Annotated in this window: 24 protein-coding genes; 20 read left to right on the top strand and 4 right to left on the bottom strand. The window is 49.7% G+C overall.

Annotated features, from left to right (window positions below):
- Positions 1-81 precede the first annotated feature (81 nt).
- From sdhC to ACTHS4_RS01420, 16 genes are all read left to right on the top strand, one after another.
- Complete coding sequence (gene sdhC / locus ACTHS4_RS01495) at positions 82-459, top strand: succinate dehydrogenase, cytochrome b556 subunit (protein ID WP_004519263.1); 378 nt, start codon at positions 82-84, stop codon at positions 457-459.
- Positions 453-794, top strand: a complete 342-nt coding sequence (sdhD, locus tag ACTHS4_RS01490) for a succinate dehydrogenase, hydrophobic membrane anchor protein (protein ID WP_004519264.1) — start codon at positions 453-455, stop codon at positions 792-794. The genes sdhC and sdhD overlap by 7 nt, the downstream gene beginning before the upstream one ends.
- Positions 795-796: 2 nt before the next feature.
- Positions 797-2,560 (top strand): succinate dehydrogenase flavoprotein subunit, encoded by a 1,764-nt coding sequence (gene sdhA / locus ACTHS4_RS01485; protein ID WP_004519265.1) that lies wholly within the window; start codon positions 797-799, stop codon positions 2,558-2,560.
- A 119-nt stretch (positions 2,561-2,679) separates the two neighbouring features.
- Positions 2,680-3,387, top strand: coding sequence for a succinate dehydrogenase iron-sulfur subunit (locus tag ACTHS4_RS01480; RefSeq protein WP_002241462.1), 708 nt, complete (start codon positions 2,680-2,682; stop codon positions 3,385-3,387).
- Between the two features lie 3 nt (positions 3,388-3,390).
- The gene (locus ACTHS4_RS01475) at positions 3,391-3,639 is read left to right on the top strand and encodes an FAD assembly factor SdhE (protein WP_003678830.1); all 249 of its coding nucleotides are present in this window, start codon (positions 3,391-3,393) and stop codon (positions 3,637-3,639) included.
- Positions 3,640-3,763: 124 nt separating this feature from the next.
- Complete coding sequence (gene gltA, locus ACTHS4_RS01470) at positions 3,764-5,047, top strand: citrate synthase (RefSeq protein ID WP_063068027.1); 1,284 nt, start codon at positions 3,764-3,766, stop codon at positions 5,045-5,047.
- Positions 5,048-5,256: 209 nt separating this feature from the next.
- Positions 5,257-8,085, top strand: a complete 2,829-nt coding sequence (locus ACTHS4_RS01465; RefSeq protein WP_440365419.1) for a 2-oxoglutarate dehydrogenase E1 component — start codon at positions 5,257-5,259, stop codon at positions 8,083-8,085.
- 99 nt (positions 8,086-8,184) lie between these two features.
- Complete coding sequence (gene odhB / locus ACTHS4_RS01460) at positions 8,185-9,366, top strand: 2-oxoglutarate dehydrogenase complex dihydrolipoyllysine-residue succinyltransferase (protein ID WP_070825685.1); 1,182 nt, start codon at positions 8,185-8,187, stop codon at positions 9,364-9,366.
- A 259-nt stretch (positions 9,367-9,625) separates the two neighbouring features.
- Positions 9,626-11,059 (top strand): dihydrolipoyl dehydrogenase, encoded by a 1,434-nt coding sequence (lpdA, locus tag ACTHS4_RS01455; RefSeq protein ID WP_002231493.1) that lies wholly within the window; start codon positions 9,626-9,628, stop codon positions 11,057-11,059.
- A 124-nt stretch (positions 11,060-11,183) separates the two neighbouring features.
- Positions 11,184-11,471: a hypothetical protein gene (locus tag ACTHS4_RS01450; protein WP_004519272.1), complete on the top strand. Its 288-nt coding sequence runs from the start codon at positions 11,184-11,186 to the stop codon at positions 11,469-11,471.
- Positions 11,472-11,542: 71 nt separating this feature from the next.
- Positions 11,543-12,709: an ADP-forming succinate--CoA ligase subunit beta gene (gene sucC / locus ACTHS4_RS01445; protein WP_049330956.1), complete on the top strand. Its 1,167-nt coding sequence runs from the start codon at positions 11,543-11,545 to the stop codon at positions 12,707-12,709.
- Positions 12,710-12,719: 10 nt separating this feature from the next.
- Positions 12,720-13,610 carry a succinate--CoA ligase subunit alpha gene (sucD, locus tag ACTHS4_RS01440; RefSeq protein ID WP_002221113.1) on the top strand — a complete coding sequence of 297 codons (891 nt, stop codon included), beginning with the start codon at positions 12,720-12,722 and terminating at the stop codon, positions 13,608-13,610.
- 189 nt (positions 13,611-13,799) lie between these two features.
- On the top strand, positions 13,800-14,168 hold the full coding sequence (locus ACTHS4_RS01435) for a DUF883 family protein (protein ID WP_070583639.1): 369 nt from the start codon (positions 13,800-13,802) through the stop codon (positions 14,166-14,168).
- A 110-nt stretch (positions 14,169-14,278) separates the two neighbouring features.
- Complete coding sequence (locus tag ACTHS4_RS01430; protein WP_440365418.1) at positions 14,279-14,686, top strand: phage holin family protein; 408 nt, start codon at positions 14,279-14,281, stop codon at positions 14,684-14,686.
- Positions 14,667-14,933, top strand: a complete 267-nt coding sequence (locus ACTHS4_RS01425) for a hypothetical protein (protein WP_440365417.1) — start codon at positions 14,667-14,669, stop codon at positions 14,931-14,933. Before ACTHS4_RS01430 ends, ACTHS4_RS01425 begins: the two co-directional genes overlap by 20 nt.
- A 225-nt stretch (positions 14,934-15,158) precedes the next feature.
- Positions 15,159-15,971, top strand: a complete 813-nt coding sequence (locus ACTHS4_RS01420) for a phosphatidylserine decarboxylase (protein ID WP_440365427.1) — start codon at positions 15,159-15,161, stop codon at positions 15,969-15,971.
- Between the two features lie 84 nt (positions 15,972-16,055).
- On the opposite strand, the gene znuD is transcribed toward ACTHS4_RS01420, so the two are convergent.
- From znuD to ACTHS4_RS01405, 3 genes are all read right to left on the bottom strand, one after another.
- Positions 16,056-18,344, bottom strand: a complete 2,289-nt coding sequence (gene znuD, locus ACTHS4_RS01415) for a TonB-dependent zinc receptor ZnuD (protein ID WP_440365416.1) — start codon at positions 18,342-18,344, stop codon at positions 16,056-16,058.
- A 220-nt stretch (positions 18,345-18,564) separates the two neighbouring features.
- The gene (locus tag ACTHS4_RS01410; protein WP_070825689.1) at positions 18,565-19,047 is read right to left on the bottom strand and encodes a cupin domain-containing protein; all 483 of its coding nucleotides are present in this window, start codon (positions 19,045-19,047) and stop codon (positions 18,565-18,567) included.
- A gap of 100 nt (positions 19,048-19,147) precedes the next feature.
- Positions 19,148-20,557 (bottom strand): leucyl aminopeptidase, encoded by a 1,410-nt coding sequence (locus tag ACTHS4_RS01405; RefSeq protein WP_371459965.1) that lies wholly within the window; start codon positions 20,555-20,557, stop codon positions 19,148-19,150.
- Positions 20,558-20,715: 158 nt separating this feature from the next.
- On the opposite strand from ACTHS4_RS01405, the gene lptF reads away from it, so the two are divergent.
- The 4 genes from lptF (at position 20,716) to hflX (ending at position 25,442) form a co-directional block, all read left to right on the top strand.
- Positions 20,716-21,831 (top strand): LPS export ABC transporter permease LptF, encoded by a 1,116-nt coding sequence (gene lptF, locus ACTHS4_RS01400; RefSeq protein WP_003686055.1) that lies wholly within the window; start codon positions 20,716-20,718, stop codon positions 21,829-21,831.
- Complete coding sequence (gene lptG, locus ACTHS4_RS01395) at positions 21,828-22,898, top strand: LPS export ABC transporter permease LptG (RefSeq protein ID WP_070825691.1); 1,071 nt, start codon at positions 21,828-21,830, stop codon at positions 22,896-22,898. The genes lptF and lptG overlap by 4 nt, the downstream gene beginning before the upstream one ends.
- A 118-nt stretch (positions 22,899-23,016) precedes the next feature.
- Entirely contained in the window at positions 23,017-24,237 is a 1,221-nt protein-coding gene (locus ACTHS4_RS01390) for a glycosyltransferase (RefSeq protein WP_283122272.1), read from the top strand.
- A 44-nt stretch (positions 24,238-24,281) separates the two neighbouring features.
- On the top strand, positions 24,282-25,442 hold the full coding sequence (hflX, locus tag ACTHS4_RS01385; protein ID WP_070825692.1) for a GTPase HflX: 1,161 nt from the start codon (positions 24,282-24,284) through the stop codon (positions 25,440-25,442).
- 68 nt (positions 25,443-25,510) lie between these two features.
- Here the strand turns inward: hflX and ACTHS4_RS01380 are convergent, their stop codons facing one another.
- Positions 25,511-25,636 (bottom strand): hypothetical protein, encoded by a 126-nt coding sequence (locus ACTHS4_RS01380; RefSeq protein WP_003678791.1) that lies wholly within the window; start codon positions 25,634-25,636, stop codon positions 25,511-25,513.
- Positions 25,637-25,967: the final 331 nt, after the last annotated feature.

The raw sequence follows: 25,967 nt of genomic DNA, 5'->3' as shown, positions 1-25,967 counted from the left end.
CAGGTAAATTATGGTTTATGTAGCTTATTGTAGTGCTGAGCTATAGGTTTTGAGCTGATAATAAATCTAGAGGAACTGACCATGTCCGCCAAATCACGCCCGGTATTTTTGGAAATTCCGAATATCCGATTGCCCATACCGGGGATTGTATCTATTCTTCACCGTATCAGCGGCGTCGGCTTGTTTGTGATGCTGCCTGTTCTCTTGTATTTCTTCTCTGGAACGCTGGATCGCGAAGCGTCGTTTGAAGCATATCGTTCTGCTATCTCCAATCCGTTTGTGAAGCTGATCCTTATCGGTCTGTTGTGGGCATATCTGCACCACTTTTTTGCCGGTATCCGCTTTCTGTTTTTGGATGTGCATAAAGGCCTGGAATTAAATACTGCCCGTACTACTGCTAAAGTTGTATTTGCTTCTGCTTTGATTCTGACCGTCGTTTTGGGAGCTTTGTTATGGTAGAACGTAAATTGACAGGTGCGCATTACGGTTTGCGCGATTGGGCAATGCAACGTGCAACTGCGGTCATCATGTTGGTGTACACCGTGGTTCTTTTGGTTGTTTTGTTTACGTTGCCTAAAGAATATTCGGCATGGCAGGCATTTTTTGATCAAACTTGGGTAAAAGTATTTACCCAAGTGAGCTTCTTGGCCGTATTCCTGCATGCATGGGTAGGTATCCGCGATTTGTGGATGGACTATATTAAGCCTTTCGGCGTGCGTTTGTTTTTACAAGTTGCCACCATCGTTTGGTTGGTAGGCTGCTTGGTGTATTCAGTTAAAGTAATTTGGGGGTAAATATGGGTTTTCCTGTTCGCAAGTTTGATGCCGTGATTGTTGGCGGTGGTGGTGCAGGTTTACGCGCAGCCCTCCAATTGTCTAAATCCGGCCTGAATTGTGCTGTTCTGTCTAAAGTGTTCCCAACCCGTTCTCATACTGTAGCGGCTCAAGGTGGTATTTCTGCTTCATTGGGTAATGTGCAGGAAGACCGTTGGGATTGGCACATGTACGATACTGTGAAAGGTTCTGACTGGTTGGGCGACCAAGATGCGATTGAATTTATGTGTCGCGCAGCGCCTGAAGCCGTAATTGAGTTGGAACACATGGGTATGCCTTTTGACCGTGTGGAAAGTGGCAAAATCTACCAACGTCCTTTCGGCGGCCATACTGCCGAACACGGTAAACGCGCGGTAGAACGTGCATGTGCTGTTGCCGACCGTACCGGTCATGCGATGTTGCATACTTTGTACCAACAAAACGTCCGTGCCAATACACAATTCTTTGTGGAATGGACAGCGCAAGATTTGATTCGTGATGAAAACGGCGACGTAGTCGGTGTAACCGCCATGGAAATGGAAACCGGCGAAGTTTATATTTTCCACGCTAAAGCTGTGATGTTTGCTACTGGTGGCGGCGGTCGTATTTATGCTTCTTCCACCAATGCTTATATGAACACCGGTGACGGTTTGGGTATTTGTGCCCGTGCAGGTATTCCGTTGGAAGACATGGAATTCTGGCAATTCCACCCGACTGGTGTAGCCGGTGCTGGTGTATTGATTACCGAGGGTGTGCGCGGTGAGGGCGGTATTCTGTTGAATGCCGATGGCGAACGCTTTATGGAACGCTATGCTCCAACCGTAAAAGACTTGGCTTCCCGTGACGTGGTTTCCCGTGCGATGGCGATGGAAATTTACGAAGGTCGTGGCTGTGGTAAAAATAAAGACCATGTATTGCTGAAAATCGACCATATCGGCGCAGAAAAAATTATGGAAAAACTGCCGGGCATCCGCGAGATTTCCATCCAGTTTGCCGGTATTGACCCGATTAAAGACCCGATTCCTGTTGTGCCGACTACCCACTACATGATGGGCGGTATTCCGACCAACTACCATGGCGAAGTTGTTGTTCCGCAAGGTGAAGATTACGAAGTACCTGTAAAAGGTCTGTATGCGGCAGGTGAGTGCGCTTGTGCTTCCGTACACGGCGCGAACCGCTTGGGTACCAACTCCCTGTTGGACTTGGTGGTATTCGGTAAAGCTGCCGGCGACAGCATGATTAAATTCATCAAAGAGCAAAGCGACTGGAAACCTCTGCCTGCTAATGCCGGTGAATTGACTCGTCAACGTATTGAGCGTTTGGATAACCAAACCGATGGTGAAAACGTTGATGCATTGCGTCGCGAACTGCAACGCTCCGTACAACTGCATGCCGGTGTGTTCCGTACCGATGAGATTCTGAGCAAAGGCGTTCGAGAAATCATGGAGATTGCCGAGCGCGTGAAACGTACTGAAATCAAAGACAAGAGCAAAGTGTGGAATACCGCGCGTATCGAAGCCTTGGAATTGGATAATCTGATTGAAGTAGCGAAAGCGACTTTGGTGTCCGCCGAAGCGCGTAAAGAATCGCGCGGCGCGCACGCTTCAGACGACCATCCTGAGCGCGATGACGAAAACTGGATGAAACATACCCTGTATCATTCAGATACCAATACTTTGTCTTACAAACCGGTACATACCAAGCCTTTGAGCGTGGAATACATCAAACCGGCCAAACGCGTTTATTGATGAGTTTTCAGATGGCCTTTACCTTAAAGGCCGTCTGAAACCTAACCATACCCACATTGAACTGCTTGAATTCATAATACAAAATCATTGGGCAGTTTATGAGAAAAGGAACACTTCTCATGGAAAAAATGAGTTTTGAAATTTACCGTTACAATCCGGACGTTGATGCCAAGCCTTATATGCAACGTTACGAGTTGGAATTGGAACCAACCGACGTTAAACTTTTGGACGCTTTAGTGCGTCTGAAAGCACAAGACGATACATTGTCTTTCCGCCGTTCTTGCCGCGAAGGTATTTGCGGTTCTGACGGTATGAACATCAATGGCAAAAACGGCCTGGCATGTCTGACTGATCTGCGTGGCTTGAAACAGCCGGTTAAAATCCGTCCTTTGCCAGGTCTGCCTGTTATCCGCGACCTGATTGTGGATATGACCCAGTTCTTCAAACAATATCACTCCATCAAACCTTACGTTGTCAACGATAACCCTATCGATGCGGACAAAGAGCGTCTGCAAACTCAGGAAGAGCGTAAAGAGTTGGACGGTTTGTACGAATGTATTTTGTGCGCCTGCTGTTCGACTGCCTGCCCATCATTCTGGTGGAATCCTGATAAATTCGTTGGTCCGTCTGGCTTGCTGAATGCTTACCGTTTCATTGCGGATAGCCGTGATACCATCACTAATGAGCGTTTGGATAATCTGAACGACCCATACCGTTTGTTCCGTTGCCACACCATTATGAACTGCGTGGACGTATGTCCTAAACACTTGAATCCGACCCGAGCCATCGGTAAGATTAAAGAGATTATGTTGAAACGAGCCGTTTAAGAAATGATGGTTTTTGACGATATTGCCAAACGGAAAATCCGTTTTCAAACCCGCCGGGGATTGTTGGAATTAGACTTAATCTTCGGTAGGTTTATGGAAAAAGAATTCGAGCACCTGAGTGATCAGGAGTTGTCCGAATTTTCCGAAATCCTCGAATTTCAAGACCAAGAGTTGCTTGCCTTGATTAACGGACATTCGGCAACGGACAAGAAACACCTGATTCCCATGCTTGAAAAAATCAGACAGGCATGACGTGTTATAGAGCTTGTTTGCGATGCCAATCCGAACAAGCTCTTTCCATACTGAGGCCGTCTGAAAAAAAGGACCGTGCCGCTTGGGCGGCAACGAAAGCCCCAACTTACAAAGGAGTTTAAGAATGTCTAAATCAGTCAAGCTCACCACCCCAAATCAAGAGACCTTGGAACTGCCAGTATTGGAAGCAAGTATCGGCCATGATGTGGTTGATATTCGTACTTTGACTAAAAATACAGGTCTGTTTTCCTTCGACCCCGGATTCGTGTCAACTGCAAGTTGCGAATCCAAAATCACTTATATTGATGGCGATGAAGGTCTGTTGTATTACCGTGGTTATCCTATCGAGCAGCTGGCCGAAAAATCCGATTACTTGGAAGTTTGCTATCTGTTGATTTACGGCGAACTGCCTACCTCTGAACAGAAAAAAGAATTTGATGCCACAGTCGGTCGCCATACTATGCTGCATGAACAGCTGACTTGGTTCTTCCGCGGTTTCCGTCGCGATGCGCATCCGATGGCGATGATGGTGGGTGTGGTTGGCGCGCTGTCTGCGTTTTATCAAGACAGCTTGGATATTACCAATCCTGAACACCGCAAAATTGCGATTTACCGCTTAATCTCCAAAATTCCGACAATTGCGGCAATGTGTTACCGTTATTCCAACGGTCTGCCGTTCAATTATCCAAAAAATAACCTTTCCTATGCTGAAAACTTCTTGCACATGATGTTTGCCACACCGTGTGAAGAATACAAACCTAATCCAGTCTTGGCCCGCGCGCTCGACCGCATCTTTATTTTGCATGCCGATCACGAGCAAAACGCCTCTACTTCGACTGTACGTTTGGCCGGCTCTTCTGGTGCGAATCCATTTGCCTGTATCGCTGCCGGTATTGCCTGTCTGTGGGGTGCTTCACACGGCGGTGCAAACGAAGCTGTGTTGAAGATGCTGGACGAAATCGGCGATGTGTCTAATGTTGCTGCATACATGGAAGGTGTGAAACAACGCAAATACCGTCTGATGGGCTTCGGTCACCGCGTATACCGCAATATGGACCCACGAGCCAACATCATGCGCGAAACCTGTTATGAAGTCTTGAAAGAATTGGGCTTGGAAGACAGTCCTAAATTCAAGCTGGCGATGGAATTGGAACAAATTGCACTGAAAGATCCATTCTTTGTTGAGCGCAAGCTGTATCCAAACGTCGATTTCTACTCCGGTATCGTCTTGTCCGCATTGGGCATTCCAACTGAAATGTTTACCGTTATCTTCGCATTGTCGCGCAGTGTAGGTTGGATTTCTCATTGGCATGAAATGATTAGCGATCCGGCACTGAAAATCGGTCGCCCACGTCAACTGTATACCGGTGCAGAACGTCGCGATTACGTTCCGGTAGATAAACGCTAATAGACAATACATTAATATATTGTTGAAAAGTCGTTTGAAAAAATCGAATTGCCGTTTTCAATGAGGTTGGTCGTAATTAATTAAGTTGATAGCAGGTAATTTGATTTGAAATAGGGTAGAATAAAGTGTCATTTCAGACGGCCTGAATTCCGTTCGGAGAACACGGGATTCTACCCTTTGTTTATATTTTAAAGAAAAGAGCTCACGCCATGATGGACGAAAAACTCAATTTCTCTTATCTGTTTGGTTCTAATGCGCCATACATCGAGGAGTTGTATGAAAAGTTTCTGGATAATCCGGAATCTGTCGATGAAAAATGGAAACAGTACTTTACCGATTTGAGTAAACAGCCGGGCGCAGTCGCTGTCGATGTTGCCCATACACCGATTCGTGAATCATTTGCCACTTTGGCTAAAAAGAAAATTGCCGCAGCCGTCGCAGGCGGTGTGGATGAGGCAATGATGAAAAAGCAAGTCAGCGTTTTGCGACTGATTTCTGCCTATCGTATCCAAGGCGTGGGTGCAGCCCAACTTGATCCGCTCAAACGTATTCCTCCTCAAAATATCGAAGCTCTCGATCCTAAATTCCACGGTCTGTCAGATGCCGATATGGCGCTTCAGTTCAATATGGGCGAGGGCGATTTTTCCGGTCAGAGCAAACTGCCTCTGTCCCAAATCATCAGCAACCTCAAACAAACCTACTGCGGCCATATTGCGGTAGAGTATATCTACATCCCAAATACCGAAGAGCGCCGCTGGGTTCGCAATTATTTTGAAAGCGTACTGTCTACGCCAAGCTACAACGTTGAACAAAAACGCCGTATCTTGAAAGAAATGACTGCTGCCGAAACTCTGGAACGCTACCTGCATACCAAATATGTCGGTCAAAAACGCTTTGGTGTAGAAGGCGGTGAAAGCGCGATTGCCGGTTTGAATTACCTGATTCAAAACGCTGGTAAAGACGGCGTGGAAGAAGTCATCATCGGTATGGCACACCGTGGCCGTCTGAATGTTTTGGTTAACATTTTGGGTAAAAAACCGGCTGATCTGTTTGCTGAATTTGAAGGCCGTGCCGAAATCAAATTGCCTAGCGGCGACGTGAAATACCACATGGGCTTCAGCTCCGACATTGCTACGCCACACGGCCCAATGCACGTTTCTTTGGCATTTAACCCGTCACACTTGGAAATTGTTAACCCAGTAGTGGAAGGTTCTGCGCGCGCCAAACAAAAACGTTTGGGCGAAAACGGCCGCGATAAAGTCTTGCCAGTATTGATTCACGGTGACTCCGCATTTATCGGTTTGGGTGTTAACCAAGCAACATTCAACCTGTCTAAAACACGCGGCTATACCACCGGCGGTACTGTTCACATCGTGATCAACAACCAAATCGGCTTTACCACTTCCGATACCCGCGATACCCGTTCTACCGTATACTGTACCGATATCGCGAAAATGGTTTCCGCTCCGGTTATCCACGTGAACGGCGATGACCCTGAACGCGTTTGCTTTGCTATCCAAGCCGCTTTGGATTACCGCAAAAAATTCCATAAAGACATCGTGATCGACGTTGTCTGTTACCGTAAATGGGGCCACAACGAGGGCGATGATCCGACCCTGACCCAACCGATGATGTACAAAAAAGTATCGCAACACCCGGGTGCGCATGCTTTGTACACCGAACAACTGATTGCCGAAGGCGTGGTAACCCAAGCTGAGGCTGACGGCTACATCCAAGCCTACCGTGATGCTTTGGACAAAGGCGAACATGTTGAACAAACAACTTTGAGCAACTTCCAACGCACACAAATCGACTGGAGCAAATACCAAGGCAAAGATTGGCGCGAAAAAATCGAAACCGGTTTGCCTGCCGCCGACATCGAGCGCCTTACCGAGAAATTTACCGCCGTACCGGAAGGCTTTGCCCTGCATCCGACTGCAAAACGTGTGATCGAAGCGCGTAAAGCCATGGCATCCGGCAAACAAGCCATCGACTGGGGTATGGCCGAAACCCTCGCATACGCAAGCCTGCTGACCAAAGGTCATGGCGTGCGTATCTCCGGTGAGGACTCCGGCCGCGGTACATTCTCACACCGTCATGCAGTATTGCACGATCAAAAACGCGAAAAATGGGACGACGGTACTTATGTTCCTCTGCGCAATATGGGCGAAGGCTTGGGCGAGTTCCTGGTTATCGACTCTATCTTGAACGAAGAAGCCGTGATGGCGTTCGAGTACGGCTTTGCCTGCTCCGCTCCTGACAAGCTGACCATTTGGGAAGCTCAATTCGGTGACTTCGCCAACGGCGCGCAAGTAACTATCGACCAATTCCTGTCTTCAGGCGAAACCAAATGGGGTCGTTTGTGCGGTCTGACCACCATCCTGCCGCACGGTTACGACGGTCAAGGCCCTGAGCACTCTTCTGCACGCGTGGAACGTTGGTTGCAACTGTGTTCTGAGAACAATATGCAAGTCATCATGCCGTCTGAAGCGTCGCAAATGTTCCACCTCTTGCAACGTCAAGTCTTGGGTTCATACCGCAAACCACTGGTGATTTTCATGTCCAAACGCCTGTTGCGCTTCAAAGGTGCAATGAGCCCGCTGGAAAACTTTACCGAAGGTTCGACTTTCCGTCCGGTTATCGGCGATACTGCCGAACGCGCAAGCAACGACAGCGTGAAACGCGTGGTATTGTGTGCCGGTCAGGTTTACTATGACTTGGAAGCCGGCCGTACCGAGCGTAAACTGGAAGATGATGTTGCTATCGTCCGCGTTGAGCAGCTGTATCCGTTCCCATACGAAGAGGTTAAAGCTGAACTGGCGAAATATCCGAACGCAAAATCTGTGGTTTGGGCACAAGAAGAGCCGAAAAACCAAGGCGCGTTCTACCAAATCCGCCACCGCATCGAAGACGTTATCAGCGAAGAGCAAAAACTGTCTTATGCCGGTCGTCCAAGCAGCGCATCGCCTGCAGTGGGCTACTCAAGTAAACACATTGCTCAATTGAAACAATTGGTTGAAGACGCTTTGGCATTGTAAACCAAGTAGCATTCCGTCTGAGTCTGCTCAGGCGGAATGCCCATATGCAGAATTAAAAACACACAACAGGCCGTCTGAAAGGGCCATTGGAGACACAAAATGATTATTGATGTAAAAGTACCTATGCTGTCTGAAAGCGTATCTGAAGGCACGCTCTTGGAATGGAAGAAAAAAGTTGGCGAAGCAGTTGCTCGTGACGAAATCCTGATCGATATCGAAACTGACAAAGTGGTTTTGGAAGTACCTTCTCCACAAGCCGGCGTATTGGTTGAAATCGTAGCTCAAGACGGTGAAACCGTTGTTGCCGACCAAGTTTTGGCTCGTATCGATACAGCTGCTACTGCCGCTGCTGAAGCACCTGCAGCCGCTCCTGCCGAAGCAGCCCCAGCTGCCGCTCCTGCTACTGCACAAAACAACGCCGCGATGCCTGCCGCTGCAAAACTGGCTGCCGAGACCGGTGTTGACGTGAACGCATTGCAAGGTTCCGGCCGTGACGGTCGCGTATTGAAAGAAGACGTACAAAATGCCGCTGCCAAACCTGCCGCAGCCGCTGCTCCTGCTGTTGCACTTCCTGCCGGCGCACGTCCTGAAGAACGCGTACCAATGAGCCGCCTGCGTGCCCGTGTTGCAGAACGCCTCTTAGCTTCTCAACAAGAAAACGCCATTCTGACTACATTCAACGAAGTCAACATGAAACCAATCATGGACTTGCGTGCGAAGTACAAAGATAAATTCGAGAAAGAACACGGCGTGAAACTGGGCTTTATGTCCTTCTTCGTTAAAGCCGCTGTTGCCGCCCTGAAAAAATATCCGGTTGTGAATGCTTCTGTTGACGGCAAAGACATCGTGTACCATGGCTACTTCGACATCGGTATCGCGATTGGCAGCCCACGCGGTTTGGTTGTGCCAATCCTGCGCGATGCCGACCAAATGAGCATTGCCGACATCGAACAAGCAATTGTTGATTACGCGAAAAAAGCAAAAGACGGCAAAATCGCTATCGAAGATCTGACCGGCGGTACATTCAGTATTACCAACGGCGGTACTTTCGGTTCTATGATGTCTACCCCAATCATCAACCCGCCTCAATCTGCGATTTTGGGTATGCACGCCACTAAAGAGCGCGCTGTGGTTGAAAACGGTCAAGTTGTTGTCCGTCCAATGATGTATCTGGCTCTGTCTTACGACCACCGTATTATTGACGGCCGCGAAGCTGTATTGACCTTGGTAGCCATTAAAGACGCGTTGGAAGACCCAGCTCGCCTGTTGTTGGATCTGTAATCGTTTCAGACGGCCTTTTATTTATTAATGAAAAGGTCGTCTGAATTTTTATTTAGATGTAGCGTAATGTAGTATCGTGCTACAATAGGCTCAACGAACGATTGAGGCCGTCTGAAACATTTGATTCGAATGAATCGACAGATATGGACTTTCAGACGGCCTTTTCTTAAAACCATCAAAACGCAGTCATTCAAAATAAAAAAGAAACAAAAAGTATCGTTTTTATTTTGAGATACTGCCAAAAGCAAAGGATGACACGATGTCTCAATATGATGTAGTAGTGATTGGTGCAGGCCCGGGTGGATACGTTGCCGCCATCCGTGCCGCGCAACTGGGTTTCAAAACCGCTTGCGTCGACGCAGGCGTTAACAAAGCAGGCAATGCCCCTGCATTGGGCGGTACTTGCTTAAACGTAGGTTGTATCCCTTCTAAAGCCCTGTTGCAATCCAGTGAACATTTCCACGCTGCGCAACACGATTTTGCCGAACACGGTATCACTGTCGGCGACGTAAAATTCGACGCGGCCAAAATGATTGAGCGCAAAGATGCCATCGTGACCAAACTGACCGGCGGCGTGAAATTCCTGTTCCAAAAAAACAAAGTAACCAGCCTGTTCGGTACTGCTTCCTTTGCCGGTAAAAATGGCGATGCCTACCAAATCGAAGTCGATAACAAAGGTGAGAAAACCGTTATCGAAGCCAAACACGTCATCGTAGCAACCGGTTCCGTACCGCGTCCGCTGCCACAAGTCGCTATCGACAATGTGAATGTATTGGACAACGAAGGCGCACTGAACCTGACCGAAGTGCCTGCCAAACTCGGCGTGATCGGTTCCGGCGTGATTGGTTTGGAAATGGGTTCCGTATGGAACCGCGTGGGTTCAGAAGTTACCATTCTTGAAGCTGCGCCGACCTTCTTGGCTGCCGCCGACCAACAAATCGCAAAAGAAGCCTTCAAATACTTCACCAAAGAGCAAGGCTTGAGCATTGAATTGGGCGTGAAAATCGGCGACATCAAATCTGAAGGCAAAGGCGTTTCCGTTGCTTACGAAACTGCTGCCGGCGAAGCCAAAACCGAAGTATTCGACAAACTGATCGTTGCCATCGGCCGTATTCCAAACACCAAAGGCCTGAACGCCGAAGCCGTAGGCTTGGAAAAAGACGAGCGTGGCTTTATCAAAGTAGATGGCGAATGCCGTACCAACCTGCCTAACGTATGGGCAATCGGCGACGTGGTTCGCGGCCCGATGTTGGCACACAAAGCCAGCGATGAAGGCGTTGCCGTTGCCGAGCGTATTGCCGGTCAAAAACCGCATATCGACTTCAACAACGTGCCGTTTGTAATTTACACCGACCCTGAAATCGCTTGGGTGGGTAAAACCGAAGAACAGCTCAAAGCCGAAGGCGTGGAGTACAAAAAAGGTACTTCAGGTTTCGGTGCAAACGGTCGCGCATTGGCAATGGGCAAAGCCAAAGGTACGGTTAAAGTGTTGGCAGATGCCAAAACCGACCGTATCTTGGGCGTACACATGATTGGCCCGGTTGTCAGCGAATTGGTTACTGAAGGCGTGACTGCACTCGAATTCTTCGCCAGCAGCGAAGACATCGCACGTATTATCCATGCTCACCCAACCTTGTCCGAAGTGGTTCACGAAGCTGCATTGGCGGCCGACAAACGCGCTTTGCACGGTTGATAGACATTAAGGCCGTCTGAAACTTTTCAGACGGCCTTAAGGCCTCCGACAAATTGAATGTTTCGAGAGCTTCGTTTTCTGATTTATAATTCCGTCAGACAAACAAACAGCATTTACATTCGTTATGAACAAAGAAATAGTCGGTATTTTCTTTATACCGATGGGCATCATCAGCATGTGTATGGCCGCATTGTGGCAGATGTATGTGATGATGACCGAAACTTATACGCTCAACCGTTTCAAAGATAAAGAATTGGTTTGGCGCGTGGCATTGTTGTTTATCAGTTTCAGCCTTGCCGTTTATCTGCTCTGCCCGAATTCGCGTAAAAAAGGCATTGTCTTTTTTATTCTCGGAGGAGGCGGCGCAACCATGTATCTGCTGGCGCGGATGTGGTTGCCCTTCAGTAAATAGTAGGGCCGTCTGAAAATATGGGATTGGCCGCAGGGCGATTCCTAAAACCCACTCACCTTAAGGAGAAATCCATGAATTTACACGAGTATCAGGCTAAAGAACTGCTGGCTAGCTACGGTTTGCCCGTACAAGGCGGTATTTTGGCACACAACGGCGAAGAAGCCGCTGCAGCTTACGACAAATTGGGCGGCAAATTCGCTGTTGTCAAAGCACAAGTACACGCCGGCGGCCGCGGTAAAGCGGGAGGCGTAAAAGTCGTTAAAAGCCGCGAAGAAGCTAAAGAAGTGGCTGAAAGCCTGATTGGCACCAACTTGGTAACTTACCAAACCGATGCCAACGGCCAACCTGTCAACAGCGTTTTGGTTTGCGAAGACATGTATCCGGTTCAAACCGAGCTGTACTTGGGCGCAGTGGTTGACCGTTCTACCCGCCGCGTTACATTCATGGCTTCTACCGAAGGCGGCGTGGAAATTGAAAAAGTTGCTGCCGAAACTCCAGAAAAAATCTTCAAAGTAACCGTTGATCCGCTGGTCGGCCTGCAACCTTGCCAAGCTCGCGAAGTTGCCTTCCAACTGGGCTTGAAAGACAAACAAATCAACGAGTTCGTCAAACTGATGACCGGCGCGTACAAAGCGTTTATCGAAAACGACTTCGCACTGTTTGAAGTAAACCCATTGGCAGTCCGTGAAAACGGCGACTTGGCCTGTGTGGACGGCAAAATCGGTATCGACAGCAACGCGCTCTACCGCCTGCCGAAAATTGCCGCTTTGCGCGACAAATCTCAAGAAAACGAACGTGAGCTGAAAGCTTCTGAATTCGACCTGAACTATGTTGCCCTGGAAGGCAACATCGGCTGTATGGTTAACGGTGCCGGTTTGGCGATGGCCACTATGGACATTATCAAACTCAAAGGTGGCCAACCTGCCAACTTCTTGGACGTTGGTGGCGGCGCAACCAAAGACCGCGTGGTTGAAGCGTTCAAACTGATTCTGGAAGACAAATCCGTTAAAGGCGTATTGATCAACATCTTCGGCGGTATCGTACGTTGCGACATGATTGCGGAAGCCATCGTGGCAGCCGTTAAAGAAATCAACGTCAACGTTCCTGTCGTTGTTCGTTTGGAAGGTAACAACGCCGAACTCGGCGCGAAAATCCTGAACGAATCAGGTCTGAAACTGACTTCTGCAGACGGCCTGAATGACGCAGCCGAAAAAATTGTTGCAGCCGTAAACGCCTAAGGAGAAAAGAATGAGCGTATTGATTAATAAAGACACCAAAGTATTGGTTCAAGGTTTCACCGGTAAAAACGGTACTTTCCACTCCGAACAAGCTCTGGCTTACGGCACTAAAGTTGTCGGCGGCGTTACCCCAGGCAAAGGCGGTCAAACCCACCTGAACCTGCCTGTATTCAACACCATGAAAGAAGCCGTTAAAGAAACCGGCGCTGACGCATCTGTAATTTACGTTCCCGCTCCGTTTGTTTTGGATTCTATCGTTGAAGCCGTTGATTCAGGCGTAGGCTTGGTGGTTGTGATTACCGAAGGCGTGCCTACTTTGGACATGCTCAAAGCCAAACGTTACTTGGAAACCAACGGCAACGGTACCCGCTTGGTCGGCCCTAACTGCCCGGGCGTGATTACTCCGGGTGAGTGCAAAATCGGTATTATGCCGGGCCACATCCACACTCCAGGCCGCATCGGTATTATTTCCCGTTCCGGTACATTGACTTACGAAGCTGTGGCACAAACCACCAAACTGGGCTTGGGTCAATCAACCTGTATCGGTATCGGCGGCGACCCGATTCCTGGTATGAACCAAATCGACGCACTGAAACTCTTCCAAGAAGACCCAGATACCGACGCCATCATCATGATCGGTGAAATCGGTGGTACTGCGGAAGAAGAAGCAGCCGAATACATCCAATCCAACGTAACCAAACCTGTTGTAGGTTACATTGCTGGTGTTACCGCTCCTAAAGGCAAACGTATGGGCCACGCCGGTGCGATTATTTCCGGTGGTAAAGGTACTGCCGAAGAAAAATTCGCTGCTTTCGAAAAAGCCGGTATCGCTTACACCCGCAGCCCTGCCGAGTTGGGCACTACCATGCTGGAAGTGTTGAAAGCAAAAGGTTTGGCATAAGACTTAAGTCTTTGAGCTGAATTGGAAAGGCCGTCTGAAGTTTTCAGACGGTCTTTTTTAAATTCCATTGGGTTGTTTTCAGAATAAGCACTTAATTTAATTTAAATTAACGTTTATTTGGAAATAAATGGTTATAATACTATTAACAGATAAACAATCTGTGATCATATCAATCTATAGGAGAGTAGTATGAAAAAACATAATTTTGAAAAACGTCGTGATGCTTTGTTGGAAGATATCCGAGAAGTAATGGATGATGTGGACGAACTGTACCGCAATGGTGTTGAAGCTGGTTCGGAAGAGGGTAGTAAAATTCGCGCTAAATTGGAAGCAAAATTGGCAGAAGCCAAAGAGCGTTTTAGCAGCTTCGAAGAAGAAATTAGCGAACGATTTAAAGATGGTAAAGAGCTTTTTTCCGATTTAGAATCAGATGCTGGTGCGCGCTTGAAACGCGGTGCCAAACAAGCTGATGAAGCGGTACATGAAAAACCATATTATGCAATGGGTTTTGCCGCATTGGCCGGTTTGGTTGTCGGTGTGTTGTTGAACCGCCGTTAATGTGAATATGTTAAGGCCGTCTGAACAGGTGTGCACATGAAATCATGGATTTCATTGCGCCGTGCAGACGGCCTCTGCCTTATGTTTTCCTGAAAAAAAGGATAGTTAAGATGGGAATTCGCCAGCGTTTTGAACATGGCAAGGCTTTGTTGAATCAGGGCGCGGATTTGCTGCTGCTGCGTTTGCAGGTATTGGGCTTGGATTTGACGCGTCAGGCGGAGAATGTGTTCCGTTTGGCGATTTGGCTGGTGTTGTCCGGCGCGCTGTTGATGGTGGGCTTGGTCGGTTTGCTGTTCGGATTGAACCGCGTGCTGACGGATGTTGCGGCTTTGTGGGTATTTTTCGGCATTTTCTTTGTAAGCCTGCTGATTATTGCTGTATTGTTCCGCAAAGTATCGGCAGATTATCGGGAGCAGGGCAGTCGTGTGGCTGAAACCTTGCAGGATATTCGATCGGATATTGCGTATTTGCGCGGTGAGGTAGATAAGGATGCGGACGATGAAGCGACAGGAGTATGAAGAAGAGCGCAAGCTGCTGCTTTTGGAAGCCAAGCTGGTGCGGCTGAGGATTGAAGCGGAAAATTTGAAACTGCGTAAAGTGGAAGAAAGCAAAACACGACAGGGCAATCAGTTGATTAAGCTCGCAGATGTGGTGTATCAGCTGAGCCAAACGCGTTTGTTGTCTCAACGCTCTTTGTTCTCTACATCACGCCGTCGGCATTGGATTTGGCTGGTGTTGGCGGTCATACTGGGTTTGTCGAGATAATCGAGGGCGGAGATTTGGTCTAAATGATATTTGCAGCGAGTTGTTGGAGCGTGTGAGCCGCTTGTTGAGGACGCTGCGTTATTGTGTTGCCGAAACTGAAACTTTATCTATATTGAGTATTTTTTACAAAAGACACCGGCCGTCTGAACATTTCAGACGGCCTCAATGTTTGGAGTTTCAGATATAATGGCGGCAATTTTGAAATTATTAAATGAAGGATAAATGATGAACCGTTTGTATCCCCACCCGATTATTGCCCGTGAGGGCTGGCCAATTATCGGCGGCGGTTTGGCTTTGAGCCTGCTAGTGTCGATGTGCTGCGGCTGGTGGTCTTTGCCGTTTTGGGTGTTTACCGTATTTGCTTTGCAGTTTTTCCGCGACCCTGCGCGTGAAATTCCGCTAAATCCTGAAGCGGTGTTGAGCCCTGTTGACGGCCGTATCGTGGTGGTTGAGCGCGCACGCGATCCGTATCGTGATGTCGATGCTTTGAAAATCAGTATTTTTATGAACGTGTTTAACGTGCATTCGCAAAAATCGCCTGCCGATTGTACGGTAACGAAAGTGGTCTATAACAAAGGCAAATTCGTGAATGCGGATTTGGATAAGGCCAGCACGGAAAATGAACGTAATGCGGTTTTGGCGACTACGGCTTCTGGTCGTGAAATTACTTTTGTTCAAGTGGCCGGTTTGGTGGCGCGCCGTATTTTGTGCTACACCCAAGCAGGTGCGAAACTGTCTCGCGGCGAACGCTATGGCTTTATCCGTTTTGGCTCGCGAGTGGATATGTATCTGCCTGTCGATGCGCAGGCGCAAGTGGCGATTGGCGATAAAGTTACCGGCGTCAGCACTGTATTGGCGCGTTTGCCGCTGACTGCGCCGCAAACTGAATCTGAGCCTAAAGCCGCAGCTCCACAAGCCGCGCCTGTTTCACAAGCTGCTCCGGCTGAAACAGTGGCAAGCCAATCTACCGAACAGCAGCAAATCGAAGCAGCGGCGGCTAAAATTCAAGCGGCTGTGCAAGATGTATTGAAAGATTAATAGTCAGTTTTAAATGATTGGTTAAAACAAGAAAAAGGTTTTCAGACGGCAGTCTGAAAACCTTTTTTGTTTGCCTGTCCGATTTTAAAACTTCACGTTCACGCCGCCGCTAAAGCTGCGACCCATTTGTGGCGTATCAGAGAGGAAGCTGCTGTGGGCGTAAACGGATTGGTTGAGCAGGTTGTCGGCTTTGACGTACCAATTCCACTCGCCATAGCGCGTATTGCGGCGGTAGTTTGCGCCGAGGTTGAGCATATGGTGTCCGGGCGTACGCGTTTCGTAGCGGGCGAGTTTGTTTTGGGCGAACACGCGGTAGTAGTCCAAGTTGGCATCGATGCGGTCGGTCAGCGAGGCTTTCAGGTGGACACCGAGGCGCGCAGCCGGAACACGAGGGGCGTTTTGGTCTTCCTGTGCAATGAAAGGACGGTTGCCGTAGGCATCTTCCCTGCCGGGTAGGGACGGCAGGTTTTTCAGACGGCCTCGTACATAGTCGCCGGAAACGCCGATGCGGTAGCGCGGTGTCGGTTTGAAGTAGATTTCGCCTTCCGCGCCGTAGAAGTCGGCGCCGGATTGGTTGTAGCGCACGAGTTTCATTTCGCTGTCGTCTTCGATGGATTTGGGGCCGCGTCCGTCGTTTAAGGTTTGGGCGTAAATGTAGTTGCCGAAGCGGTTGCGGTAGAGCGCCAGATTGTATTGCCAGCGGTCGCCTTCGTAGCCCAGCGCGAGTTCGATATTGTTGGAACGCTCTTTGTTGAGGTGTTTGTTGCCGACTTCAAAGGTGTTGGTGGCGACGTGTTTGCCGTGTGCGTACAGCTCTTGCGTTGACGGCAGGCGTTCCTGATGGGAGGCGGTCAGGCTGAGTTTGTGTTGTGGCGTGAAATACCAGTTGCCCGAAAGTGCGAACGAGCGGGCGGTTTGGCGGTGTGCGCCGAGGTCGGGCAGGGGTTGGTTGTAGTAGTTTTCCTGATCAATCAATGCTTTGTCGTACTGGATGGAGGCTTTTTGTTTTTCCACGCGTACGCCGCCTTCAAGCGTGAAGTTGTCCCAGTTTGCCTGTTCTACACCGAAAAAGCTGTAATGGCGCACATTGTTGTCAATCAACATCGGTTGTTGGATGGTCTCGGGAATGGCGGAAAGCGCGCTGGATTTTTGTCCCAAATATTGCACGCCCCAGCTGCCTTTCAGACGGCCTATGGGTTGGTGGCGCAACTCGATACGGGCGTTGTGTGTTTTGTTGTTGAAGAAGTTTTCTACTGCATCGCCTGCTTTTTCGTCGTGGTGATAGTCGTTGCGGTTCAGGTGTACGCGCAGGGCTTCAAAACCGGGGAATGGCTGCTTCCATTCGGCGCGGAGTTCGTAGCGTTTGTTGCGCAGGTCTATCCAAGGTTTGCCGTTGTGGGCATGGGCGTGTGCATCATCGTCGTCGTGGAAGCCGCAGCTCAAACCCGGATTGTCGTAATCGACGTCTTCTTCTGTCAGAAGGTGTGGATAAAGCTGTAAATAGCGTTTGTTAATCAAACTCTTTTGCCAAATAATGTCGGCGTGGCAGTCGTCGTAGAGATGGCTGTGGGCAGGCAGGCCGTAGCGGTCGCGACGGTCGCTGTACGCCACGCCGAGGAACCCTTTATCCCCAACCCAAGACAGGCCGATGCTGCCTGTTTTTGAATCGGCATGGCTGTCGGGCAGTCGTTTCAGACGGCCTTCTTCTTTTTGATAGCGCGGTACGGCGTAATCGCCTGATTTGCGGTACAAGCCTTCGGTATGCAGTACGAAGTTGTTGCCTAAACCGATATTGATGCCTGCGGATGTCAGTTTTTCCAAATTGCCGCTGCTCAAACGCAATCCGGCTTCGCCCGATACACCGTTTTCAGGCATTTTTTCGGGGATTTTGCCATCGGCAACATCGACCAAACCAGCTACATTACCTGAGCTGTACAAGAGCGTAACCGGGCCGCGCAGGATTTCGACCTGTTGCGACAAGGCGCTGTCCACCATTAAGGCATGGTCGGGCGAGAAGTCCGCCATATCGCCCGTTTCGCCGTGATGGTTCAACACTTTAATCCGTCTGCCTGTTTGACCGCGAATAACGGGAGCGGACGCGCCGCCGCCGTATTGTGAGGCATGAATGCCCGGTACGCCGTCTAAAGCATCGCCCAAATTGACGGCTTTTTGGCGCAAGGTATCGCCGGAGATGATTTTGTCGGAGGCGGTTGAAGTGTGCAACAGCCCCGAAGTGGCGCGCGGACGGCTTTTGCCGACGACGGTAACCTCTTCTAAGTCAACCGACTGCTCGGTTTCATGCGCTTGGGAGAGGATGGGAGCGCTGATTAAAAGAATAGATAAAACAATGGGTTTGAGTGTGGTTTGTGTCATTTTAGTTTCTCATCATATTTCGAAAGGCTGTTATTATATAACATTGCGTCATTTATATGATAAGATTTTTGAGAAAAAAAAGGCCGTCTGAAAACGAAGCGTGGTTTTCAGACGGCCTTTAGCTTGTATGTAGGTTTAAATGAAAACGGAACAATCTCTCTGCTGCCTGGTTTGGGTAAGGCAGAAAGCCATGGCAGATTATTTGTTTTCATTGAAAGTATTACTTGGTTTCGGCGGCTTTAGCGCCCGCGGTCTCGGCAATCAAATCTAAGAATACCAACGGCTTTTTGCCGATATTTTTGAGTGCGTGAGACTGGCCGGGGCGGGCGATGGTAATGTCGCCGGCGCCGACTTCGGTTTGTTTGCCTTCGCTGTCGGTAAACAGGCCTTTGCCGGATACGATGATGTAAACGTCTTCATTGCCGGTATGTTTGTGTTGGCCGATGGAAGCGCCCGGCGGTAATGTGAGCCAGCCGATTTCTTTGAATGCGTCTTGTTCTGCGGTTTGATGGCGCGTGAAGGCAAAGCTGCCGAGTAGCGGGCCTTGGCCTCCGGCTGCGTTTTCGCGGTTCCATTCTGCTAAGTCGGCTTTTTTGTACACTTGGATGCTGCGGTCGGTGGGGGTGGTTTGTTCGGCGGCTTGGGCGCTTATGGATGTGCCGAGCAGAAGGGCGGCAGATAATGCGGCAAATAGTGGTTTCATGGTGGTTTTCCGTTTGTCAGGTTGAGTCAGATAATGCGGATTCCGTTTTCAGACGGCCTGCAGGGTTGAAACGATTAACCCTGCAGGCTTCCCCCAAGATTTATTTCACATTGCGCAGATAGTTCAGCAATAAAGGAACAGGGCGGCCGGTCGCGCCTTTTTCACCGCCAGATTTCCATGCGGTACCTGCGATGTCGAGGTGTGCCCATGGATAGTCTTCGGTGAAGTAAGACAGGAATGTTGCGGCGGTAATCGTGCCTGCACCCGGCGTACCGATGTTTGGAATGTCGGCAAAGTTGGATTTGAGTTGGTCTTTGTAGGTTTCAAAGAGCGGCAGTTGCCATGCTTTATCGTCCACGTTGCGGGAAGCGGCCAGCAGGCTGTCGACCAAATCTTGATTGTTGCCCATCACGCCGCTGACGTCATGACCCAAGGCGATGATGCACGCGCCGGTCAGGGTGGCGACGTCGATGACGGCTTTGGGTTTGAATTGTTCGGCGTAAGTGAGAGCGTCACACAAAATCAGACGGCCTTCAGCATCGGTGTTTAATACTTCGATGGTCAAGCCTTTCATGCTTTTCACGACGTCGCCCGGTTTGTTGGCCGCGCCGGAAGGCATGTTTTCACAAGTGGCGACGATGGCAATCAGGTTGATCGGCAGTTGCAGTTTGACGGCGGCGCAGAAGGTGCTGATGACGGTTGCCGCGCCGCACATGTCGAACTTCATTTCGTCCATGTTCAGGCCGGGTTTGAGGGAAATGCCGCCGGTGTCGAAGGTAATGCCTTTGCCGACCAATACCACAGGCGCGGCTTCTTTGTCGGCCGCACCAAAATAGCTCAGTTCGACCAAATATGGGTCTTCGACGCTGCCTTTGGCGACAGACCAGAATGAACCCATATTTTCTTTGATGTAGTCTTTTTCAATGATTTTGGCGTGTGCGCCCAGTTTTTCGGCTTCGGCTTTGGCGGTACGCGCGAGGAATTCAGGCGTGCATTCGTTCGGCGCGGCATTGCCCAAGTCGCGGCAGAGGCTTTGTCCGTAAACTTGCGCTTCGGCAACGCGCAGGGCTTCTTTGACGGCGGCTTCGTGTGCGCTGTAGAACACGGCTTCTGCAAATTTGGCCGGTTTGGCTTCTTTTTTGTAGCGGTCGAAACGGTAGGCGGCATTGCCGAACGCAATCGCAAACGCTTCGGCAACGGCGGCGGCTTGCGTTTCTTCAAAGGCGTGAACGTCCACATTGACCGTTTCTTGATTTTGCGCCCATTTGGCGGCTTCGGCTGCGGCTTTGTTCAATGCGGCGCGGTCGGTTTTTTCGAGGCGGACGACGGCAATGGCTTGCAAACCGTTGTCCGTCGGGATTTTGGTGTCGGCGAAATTTTGACCTTCTTCAAGGGAAGCGAAGAGGGCGAGGGCAGTCGGGTTGCTCAGTTGCGATGCTTCGGCGCAGACAAATAATTGCGCACCTGCCTGTTGAGCCTGCAAAGTTTCGGCTTTTGTGCTAAATTTCACGTTTATTCTCCTGATTGGAACGGTTGTCGGTTGTTCAGACGGCCTGTTGACCAACCGCCCGAACAGATGAAAATCATTGTACTCCATTTGTGTCATGCCGTCTGAAGCCTTATTAATAAATATAGGTTTCCCATAAACCGTATACCACGCTCAATCTTATGATTTACCAAAGAAACTTTATTAAAGAACTTTCCTTTACCGCCGTCGGCATCTTTGTCGTCCTCTTGGCGGTATTGGTGTCCACGCAGGCCATCAACCTGCTTGGCCGTGCAGCCGACGGGCGTGTCGCCATCGATGCCGTGTTGGCCTTAGTCGGCTTTTGGGTAATCGGCATGACCCCGCTTTTGCTGGTGTTGACCGCATTTATCAGTACGTTGACCGTATTGACCCGTTACTGGCGCGACAGCGAAATGTCGGTTTGGCTCTCTTGCGGATTGGCATTGAAACAATGGATACGCCCGGTCATGCAGTTTGCCGTGCCGTTTGCCATTTTGATTGCCGTCATGCAGCTTTGGGTGATGCCGTGGGCAGAGTTGCGCAGCCGCGAATATGCCGAAATTTTGAAGCAGAAGCAGGAATTGTCTTTGGTGGAAGCCGGCGAGTTCAATAACTTGGGCAAGCGCAACGGCAGGGTTTATTTTGTCGAAACCTTCGATACCGAATCCGGCATCATGAAAAACCTGTTCCTGCGTGAGCAGGACAAAAACGGCAACGACAACATCGTTTTTGCCAAAGAGGGCAATTTTTCGCTGACCGACAACAAACGTACGCTTGAATTGCGCGACGGCTACCGTTACAGCGGTACGCCCGGCAAAGCCGATTACAACCGCGTTTCTTTCCAACATCTCAGCCTGATTATCAGCACCACGCCCAAACTTATCGACCCTGTTTCACACCGCCGTACCATTCCGACCGCACAACTGATAGGCAGCAGCAATCCCCAACACCAGGCGGAATTGATGTGGCGTATTTCCTTGACCGTCAGCGTTTTGTTATTGTGCCTGCTCGCCGTGCCGCTTTCCTATTTTAATCCGCGCAGCGGCCACACCTACAATATCCTGATTGCCATCGGTTTGTTTTTGGTTTACCAAAACGGGCTGACCTTTCTGCGCAACGCCGTGGAAGACGGCAAAATCCATTTTTGGCTCGGGCTGCTGCCTATGCACATCATCATGTTTGTGATTGCCGTCGTCCTGCTGCGCGTACGCAGTATGCCCAGCCAACCCTTTTGGCAGGCGGTTGCCAAAAGTCTGACATTGAAAGGCGGAAAATGAACCTGATTTCACGTTACATCATCCGTCAAATGGCGGTTATGGCGGTTTACGCCCTCCTTGCCTTCCTTGCTTTGTACAGCTTTTTTGAAATCATCAACGAAGTCGGCGATCTTGGAAAAGGCAGCTATAACGGCGCAAAATTGGGGCAGTATGTTTTAATGCAGATGCCTGCGCGCGCATATGAACTGATGCCGCTTGCCGTTTTGATCGGCGGCCTGATTTCCCTCAGCCAACTGGCTTCCGGCAGCGAGCTGACCGTTATCAAAGCCAGCGGCATGAGCACCAAAAAGCTGCTGTTGATTCTGTCGCAGTTCGGTTTGATTTTCGCCATTGCCACCGTCGCACTTGGCGAATGGGTCGCCCCCACGCTGAGCCAAAAAGCCGAAAACATCAAAGCCTCCGCCATCAACGGCAAAATCAGTACCGGCAATACCGGCCTTTGGCTGAAAGAAAAAAACAGCATCATCAACGTGCGCGAAATGTTGCCCGACCATACGCTTTTGGGCATCAAAATTTGGCAGCGCAACGATAAAAACGAACTGACCCAAGCGGCGGAAGCTGAATCAGCCGTTTTGAACCCAGACGGCAGCTGGCAGCTGAAAAATATCCGCCGCAGCATATTGGGCGAAGATAAAGTCGAAGTTTCTACTGCCACTGAAGAAAACTGGCCGATTTCCGTCAAACGCAATCTGATGGATGTATTGCTCGTCAAGCCCGACCAAATGTCTGTCGGCGAATTGACTACCTACATCGACCATCTGGAAAAAAACAACCAAAATACCCAAGTCTATGCCATCGCATGGTGGCGCAAGCTGGTGTATCCCGTTGCCGCATGGGTGATGGCGCTTGTTGCCTTCGCCTTTACGCCGCAAACGACGCGCCACGGCAATATGGGCTTGAAACTCTTCGGCGGTATCTGTCTCGGGTTGCTGTTCCACTTTGCCGGACGGCTCTTCGGCTTTACCAGCCAGTTGTACGGCGTGCCGCCGTTTTTGGCAGGCGCATTGCCGACGGTTTTATTTGCACTGTTGGCGGTGTATCTGATACGCCGTCAGGAAAAAAGATAAGCAAAATAAACTTCAGGCCGTCTGAAAGGCAATCTTCAGACGGCCTGAGTATTTTGTGTGCAAAAAACAAAATGCTAAAGTAAAATAATACCTTTCCAAACCAATGCGGCTATTGAAAATGTCCCAAACCATCTGCTTGAATATGATTGTCAAAAACGAAGCGGCAATCATCGAAGAAACACTGGCCAACATCACCGACCACATCAAACTTGACTACTACGTCATCAGCGACACCGGCTCGACCGATGATACCGCCGGCGTGATCCGCCGCTTTTTTGATGCAAAGGGCATCGCGGGTGAGATTCATCATGATGGTTGGCAAAATTTTGCATACAACCGCAATCAGGCGTTGAAACACGCAAAAGGCAAAACCGATTATGTGTTGATTTTTGATGCGGACGACCGCTTTGAAGGCAAATTGGAATTACCCGAACTGACCGCCGACCGCTACCGCCTCCGCATGAGAAATGCCATGGGCAGCGTGGTTTATTACCGTCCGCTGTTGTTGCGCAATGACGGTACATTCTACTGGCGCGGCGTGTTGCATGAGTTTATCGAAACCGACAAACAAGATACCAGCGAAGCCACGCTTCATGGCGACTATACGGTTCTCAGCGGCCGTTTCGGCGCGCGCAGCAATATGGCGAACAAATACCTGCTTGACGCCGTTTCTTTGGAAAAAGCGTTTTACAGTCCTGAAGATGAAGACCTGAAACAGCGTTACGCCTTTTACGCGGCGCGTTCTTATTGGGATTCTGATATGCCCGAGCGTGCGAGCGAATGGTTTAAAAAACGCATCGAATTGGGCGGTTGGATCGAGGAAGTGTCGGTTTCTTACCAACAGCTGGGCGAGTGCTACAAATTAATGGGCAAACGCGATGAAGCCTTGGCAACCTGGTTGGCAGGCTACGATTACAATCCGCGCCGTGCCGAGTGTCTCTACCTTGCGCAAACCATGCTGCGTCAGGAAGGGAAATACCGCATTTCCCATGCAATCGGCCTGATGGCGAAACGCATTCCGTTCCCAACAGACGATATTCTCTTTGTCCAAAGCAATGTTTATCAGTTGGACATCGACTATGAATTGTCGGTTACCGCATATGCGGCCGGCGATTTGCGCCAAGGCTATGAATCTTGCCGACACTTGCTCTTGCTGAATGTACGCGAGGAATTGACCACGGTGACCATGCAAAATATGTGGCTCTACCGCGAACATGCGCAAACCGAAACGCGCGAAGTATTAGAGCAGCTGGTAGCCGTCATGCAGCCTTATGCCGAGCAGGGCGGACGTTTGGCGGAAGTGACCGAATATTTTGCCGATATTTTGAAAAACCGTTAATCAGGACTTTGACCCAGCCGTCAGGCCGTCTGAAAGGAAATTTTTTGAGCAAGCGCAATCTGTTTTCCGTCGATAAATCTTTGGAGCAGCCCGAACGCGTCCTCTTGGTCGGCGTGATGCTGACGGCGGACTATTCCGGCGCAAACGAAACGCGCGAGCGCGGCTTTCAGACGGCCTTGACCGAAGCGGCAGAATTGGTGGGCGCGGCCGGCGGCGATTTGGTTTCTATCGAAACTTCACGCCGCGACAAACCGCATCCGGCTTTGTTTGTCGGTACGGGTAAGGCGGAAGAGTTAGCGGCAGTGGTCAAGCAGCATGATGTCGGGCTGGTCGTGTTCAACCACGAACTCACGCCGACACAAGAGCGTAATCTGGAAAAAGAGCTTCAATGCCGCGTACTCGACAGAGTGGGTTTGATTTTGGCGATTTTTGCTAAACGCGCCCAATCGCAGGAAGGTAAGTTGCAGGTGGAGTTGGCTCAGCTGAACCATTTGAGCGGACGGCTGGTACGCGGTTATGGACACCTGCAAAGTCAGAAGGGCGGCATCGGCTTGAAAGGGCCGGGCGAAACCCAGTTGGAAACCGACCGCCGTTTAATCGGACAAAAAATCACGGCATTGAAAAAACAGCTTGCCGATGTCCGCAAACAACGCGCCACGCGCCGCAAATCGCGCATGAGCGGCCGTCTGAAAACCTTTGCCATTGTCGGCTATACCAATGCCGGGAAATCCAGCCTGTTCAACCGGTTGACCAAAGCGGACGTATTGGCCAAAGACCAGTTGTTCGCCACTTTGGATACCACTGCGCGACGGCTTTTCCTGTCGCACGAGGCGAGCGTGATTTTGACCGATACCGTCGGCTTCGTCCGCGATTTGCCGCACAAGCTGGTGTCGGCGTTTTCCGCTACTTTGGAAGAGACGGCGATGGCGGATGTGCTACTGCACGTCGTTGATGCGTCCAATCCCGATTTTGAACGGCAGATGGACGATGTCAACGAAGTTTTGGAAGAAATCGGCGCGCATGAAATTCCGCAATTGGTGGTGTACAACAAAATCGATTTGCTGCCGTCGGGTATGCGTGAAGCAGGCATTTTGCGCGACAATTTCGGGCATGCCGTCGGCGTGAATGTTTCCGTTGCCGAAAGTTTGGGTTTGGACGGTTTGCGCGAAGCGATGATTGAATTGGCCGTACAATCAAGTGCTTGATAGTATGGAATGAAACAAGGCCGTCTGAATGTTCAGACGGCCTTACCGTAAAATTTTAAATCCGAGGATTATGCCGACAGAGGGCTTTTCTTTTTGAACACGCTTTCGTAAAGCATCCAAGCGGCGAGGCTCAGGTATACAGTGCTGGACAAAATGCCGATAACGGCGAAGATAGGCATAAGGCGATCAATCATGGTGAGGTTTCCCAATAAGTTAGTGTTATAAGTAAATGTGTGTTTTTTTTATTTCCGTCTTCGCGGAATGGCTAAAGTATGCTGCTTAAATGGATTGAGGTCAATAAAAAATGTATTGGATTTTTTAAAAAAGTTCCATTTTTACATTAAAATAATTGGAAGTTTTTAAAGATAAACGGTATTTATATGTTACCGTTCATCATTTGATAAACGGTCAATACTTTGTTTTCCATATTTTTTATAAAATTCGACAGTCTATTAATTCAAAAGTAAATGAAATGAGGCGGAAAAACGCTTTTTGCTAAAATGTAACACCCTGAAATGATTGTTT

Origin of the sequence: Neisseria sp. P0014.S009 (assembly GCF_051958155.1) — a bacterium.
Classification (GTDB): Bacteria; Pseudomonadota; Gammaproteobacteria; order Burkholderiales; family Neisseriaceae; genus Neisseria; species Neisseria flavescens_C.
This window is presented reverse-complemented; position numbering and strand designations above follow the sequence as displayed.

Bases quoted from the DNA above. Each gene is read 5' to 3' on its own strand.
- sdhC (WP_004519263.1), top strand. From the start codon at position 82: ATGTCCGCCAAATCACGCCCGGTATTTTTGGAAATTCCGAATATCCGA.
- sdhD (WP_004519264.1), top strand. From the start codon at position 453: ATGGTAGAACGTAAATTGACAGGTGCGCATTACGGTTTGCGCGATTGG.
- sdhA (WP_004519265.1), top strand. From the start codon at position 797: ATGGGTTTTCCTGTTCGCAAGTTTGATGCCGTGATTGTTGGCGGTGGT.
- ACTHS4_RS01480 (WP_002241462.1), top strand. From the start codon at position 2,680: ATGGAAAAAATGAGTTTTGAAATTTACCGTTACAATCCGGACGTTGAT.
- ACTHS4_RS01475 (WP_003678830.1), top strand. From the start codon at position 3,391: ATGATGGTTTTTGACGATATTGCCAAACGGAAAATCCGTTTTCAAACC.
- gltA (WP_063068027.1), top strand. From the start codon at position 3,764: ATGTCTAAATCAGTCAAGCTCACCACCCCAAATCAAGAGACCTTGGAA.
- ACTHS4_RS01465 (WP_440365419.1), top strand. From the start codon at position 5,257: ATGATGGACGAAAAACTCAATTTCTCTTATCTGTTTGGTTCTAATGCG.
- odhB (WP_070825685.1), top strand. From the start codon at position 8,185: ATGATTATTGATGTAAAAGTACCTATGCTGTCTGAAAGCGTATCTGAA.
- lpdA (WP_002231493.1), top strand. From the start codon at position 9,626: ATGTCTCAATATGATGTAGTAGTGATTGGTGCAGGCCCGGGTGGATAC.
- ACTHS4_RS01450 (WP_004519272.1), top strand. From the start codon at position 11,184: ATGAACAAAGAAATAGTCGGTATTTTCTTTATACCGATGGGCATCATC.
- sucC (WP_049330956.1), top strand. From the start codon at position 11,543: ATGAATTTACACGAGTATCAGGCTAAAGAACTGCTGGCTAGCTACGGT.
- sucD (WP_002221113.1), top strand. From the start codon at position 12,720: ATGAGCGTATTGATTAATAAAGACACCAAAGTATTGGTTCAAGGTTTC.
- ACTHS4_RS01435 (WP_070583639.1), top strand. From the start codon at position 13,800: ATGAAAAAACATAATTTTGAAAAACGTCGTGATGCTTTGTTGGAAGAT.
- ACTHS4_RS01430 (WP_440365418.1), top strand. From the start codon at position 14,279: ATGGGAATTCGCCAGCGTTTTGAACATGGCAAGGCTTTGTTGAATCAG.
- ACTHS4_RS01425 (WP_440365417.1), top strand. From the start codon at position 14,667: ATGAAGCGACAGGAGTATGAAGAAGAGCGCAAGCTGCTGCTTTTGGAA.
- ACTHS4_RS01420 (WP_440365427.1), top strand. From the start codon at position 15,159: ATGAACCGTTTGTATCCCCACCCGATTATTGCCCGTGAGGGCTGGCCA.
- znuD (WP_440365416.1), bottom strand. From the start codon at position 18,344: ATGACACAAACCACACTCAAACCCATTGTTTTATCTATTCTTTTAATC.
- ACTHS4_RS01410 (WP_070825689.1), bottom strand. From the start codon at position 19,047: ATGAAACCACTATTTGCCGCATTATCTGCCGCCCTTCTGCTCGGCACA.
- lptF (WP_003686055.1), top strand. From the start codon at position 20,716: ATGATTTACCAAAGAAACTTTATTAAAGAACTTTCCTTTACCGCCGTC.
- lptG (WP_070825691.1), top strand. From the start codon at position 21,828: ATGAACCTGATTTCACGTTACATCATCCGTCAAATGGCGGTTATGGCG.
- ACTHS4_RS01390 (WP_283122272.1), top strand. From the start codon at position 23,017: ATGTCCCAAACCATCTGCTTGAATATGATTGTCAAAAACGAAGCGGCA.
- ACTHS4_RS01380 (WP_003678791.1), bottom strand. From the start codon at position 25,636: ATGATTGATCGCCTTATGCCTATCTTCGCCGTTATCGGCATTTTGTCC.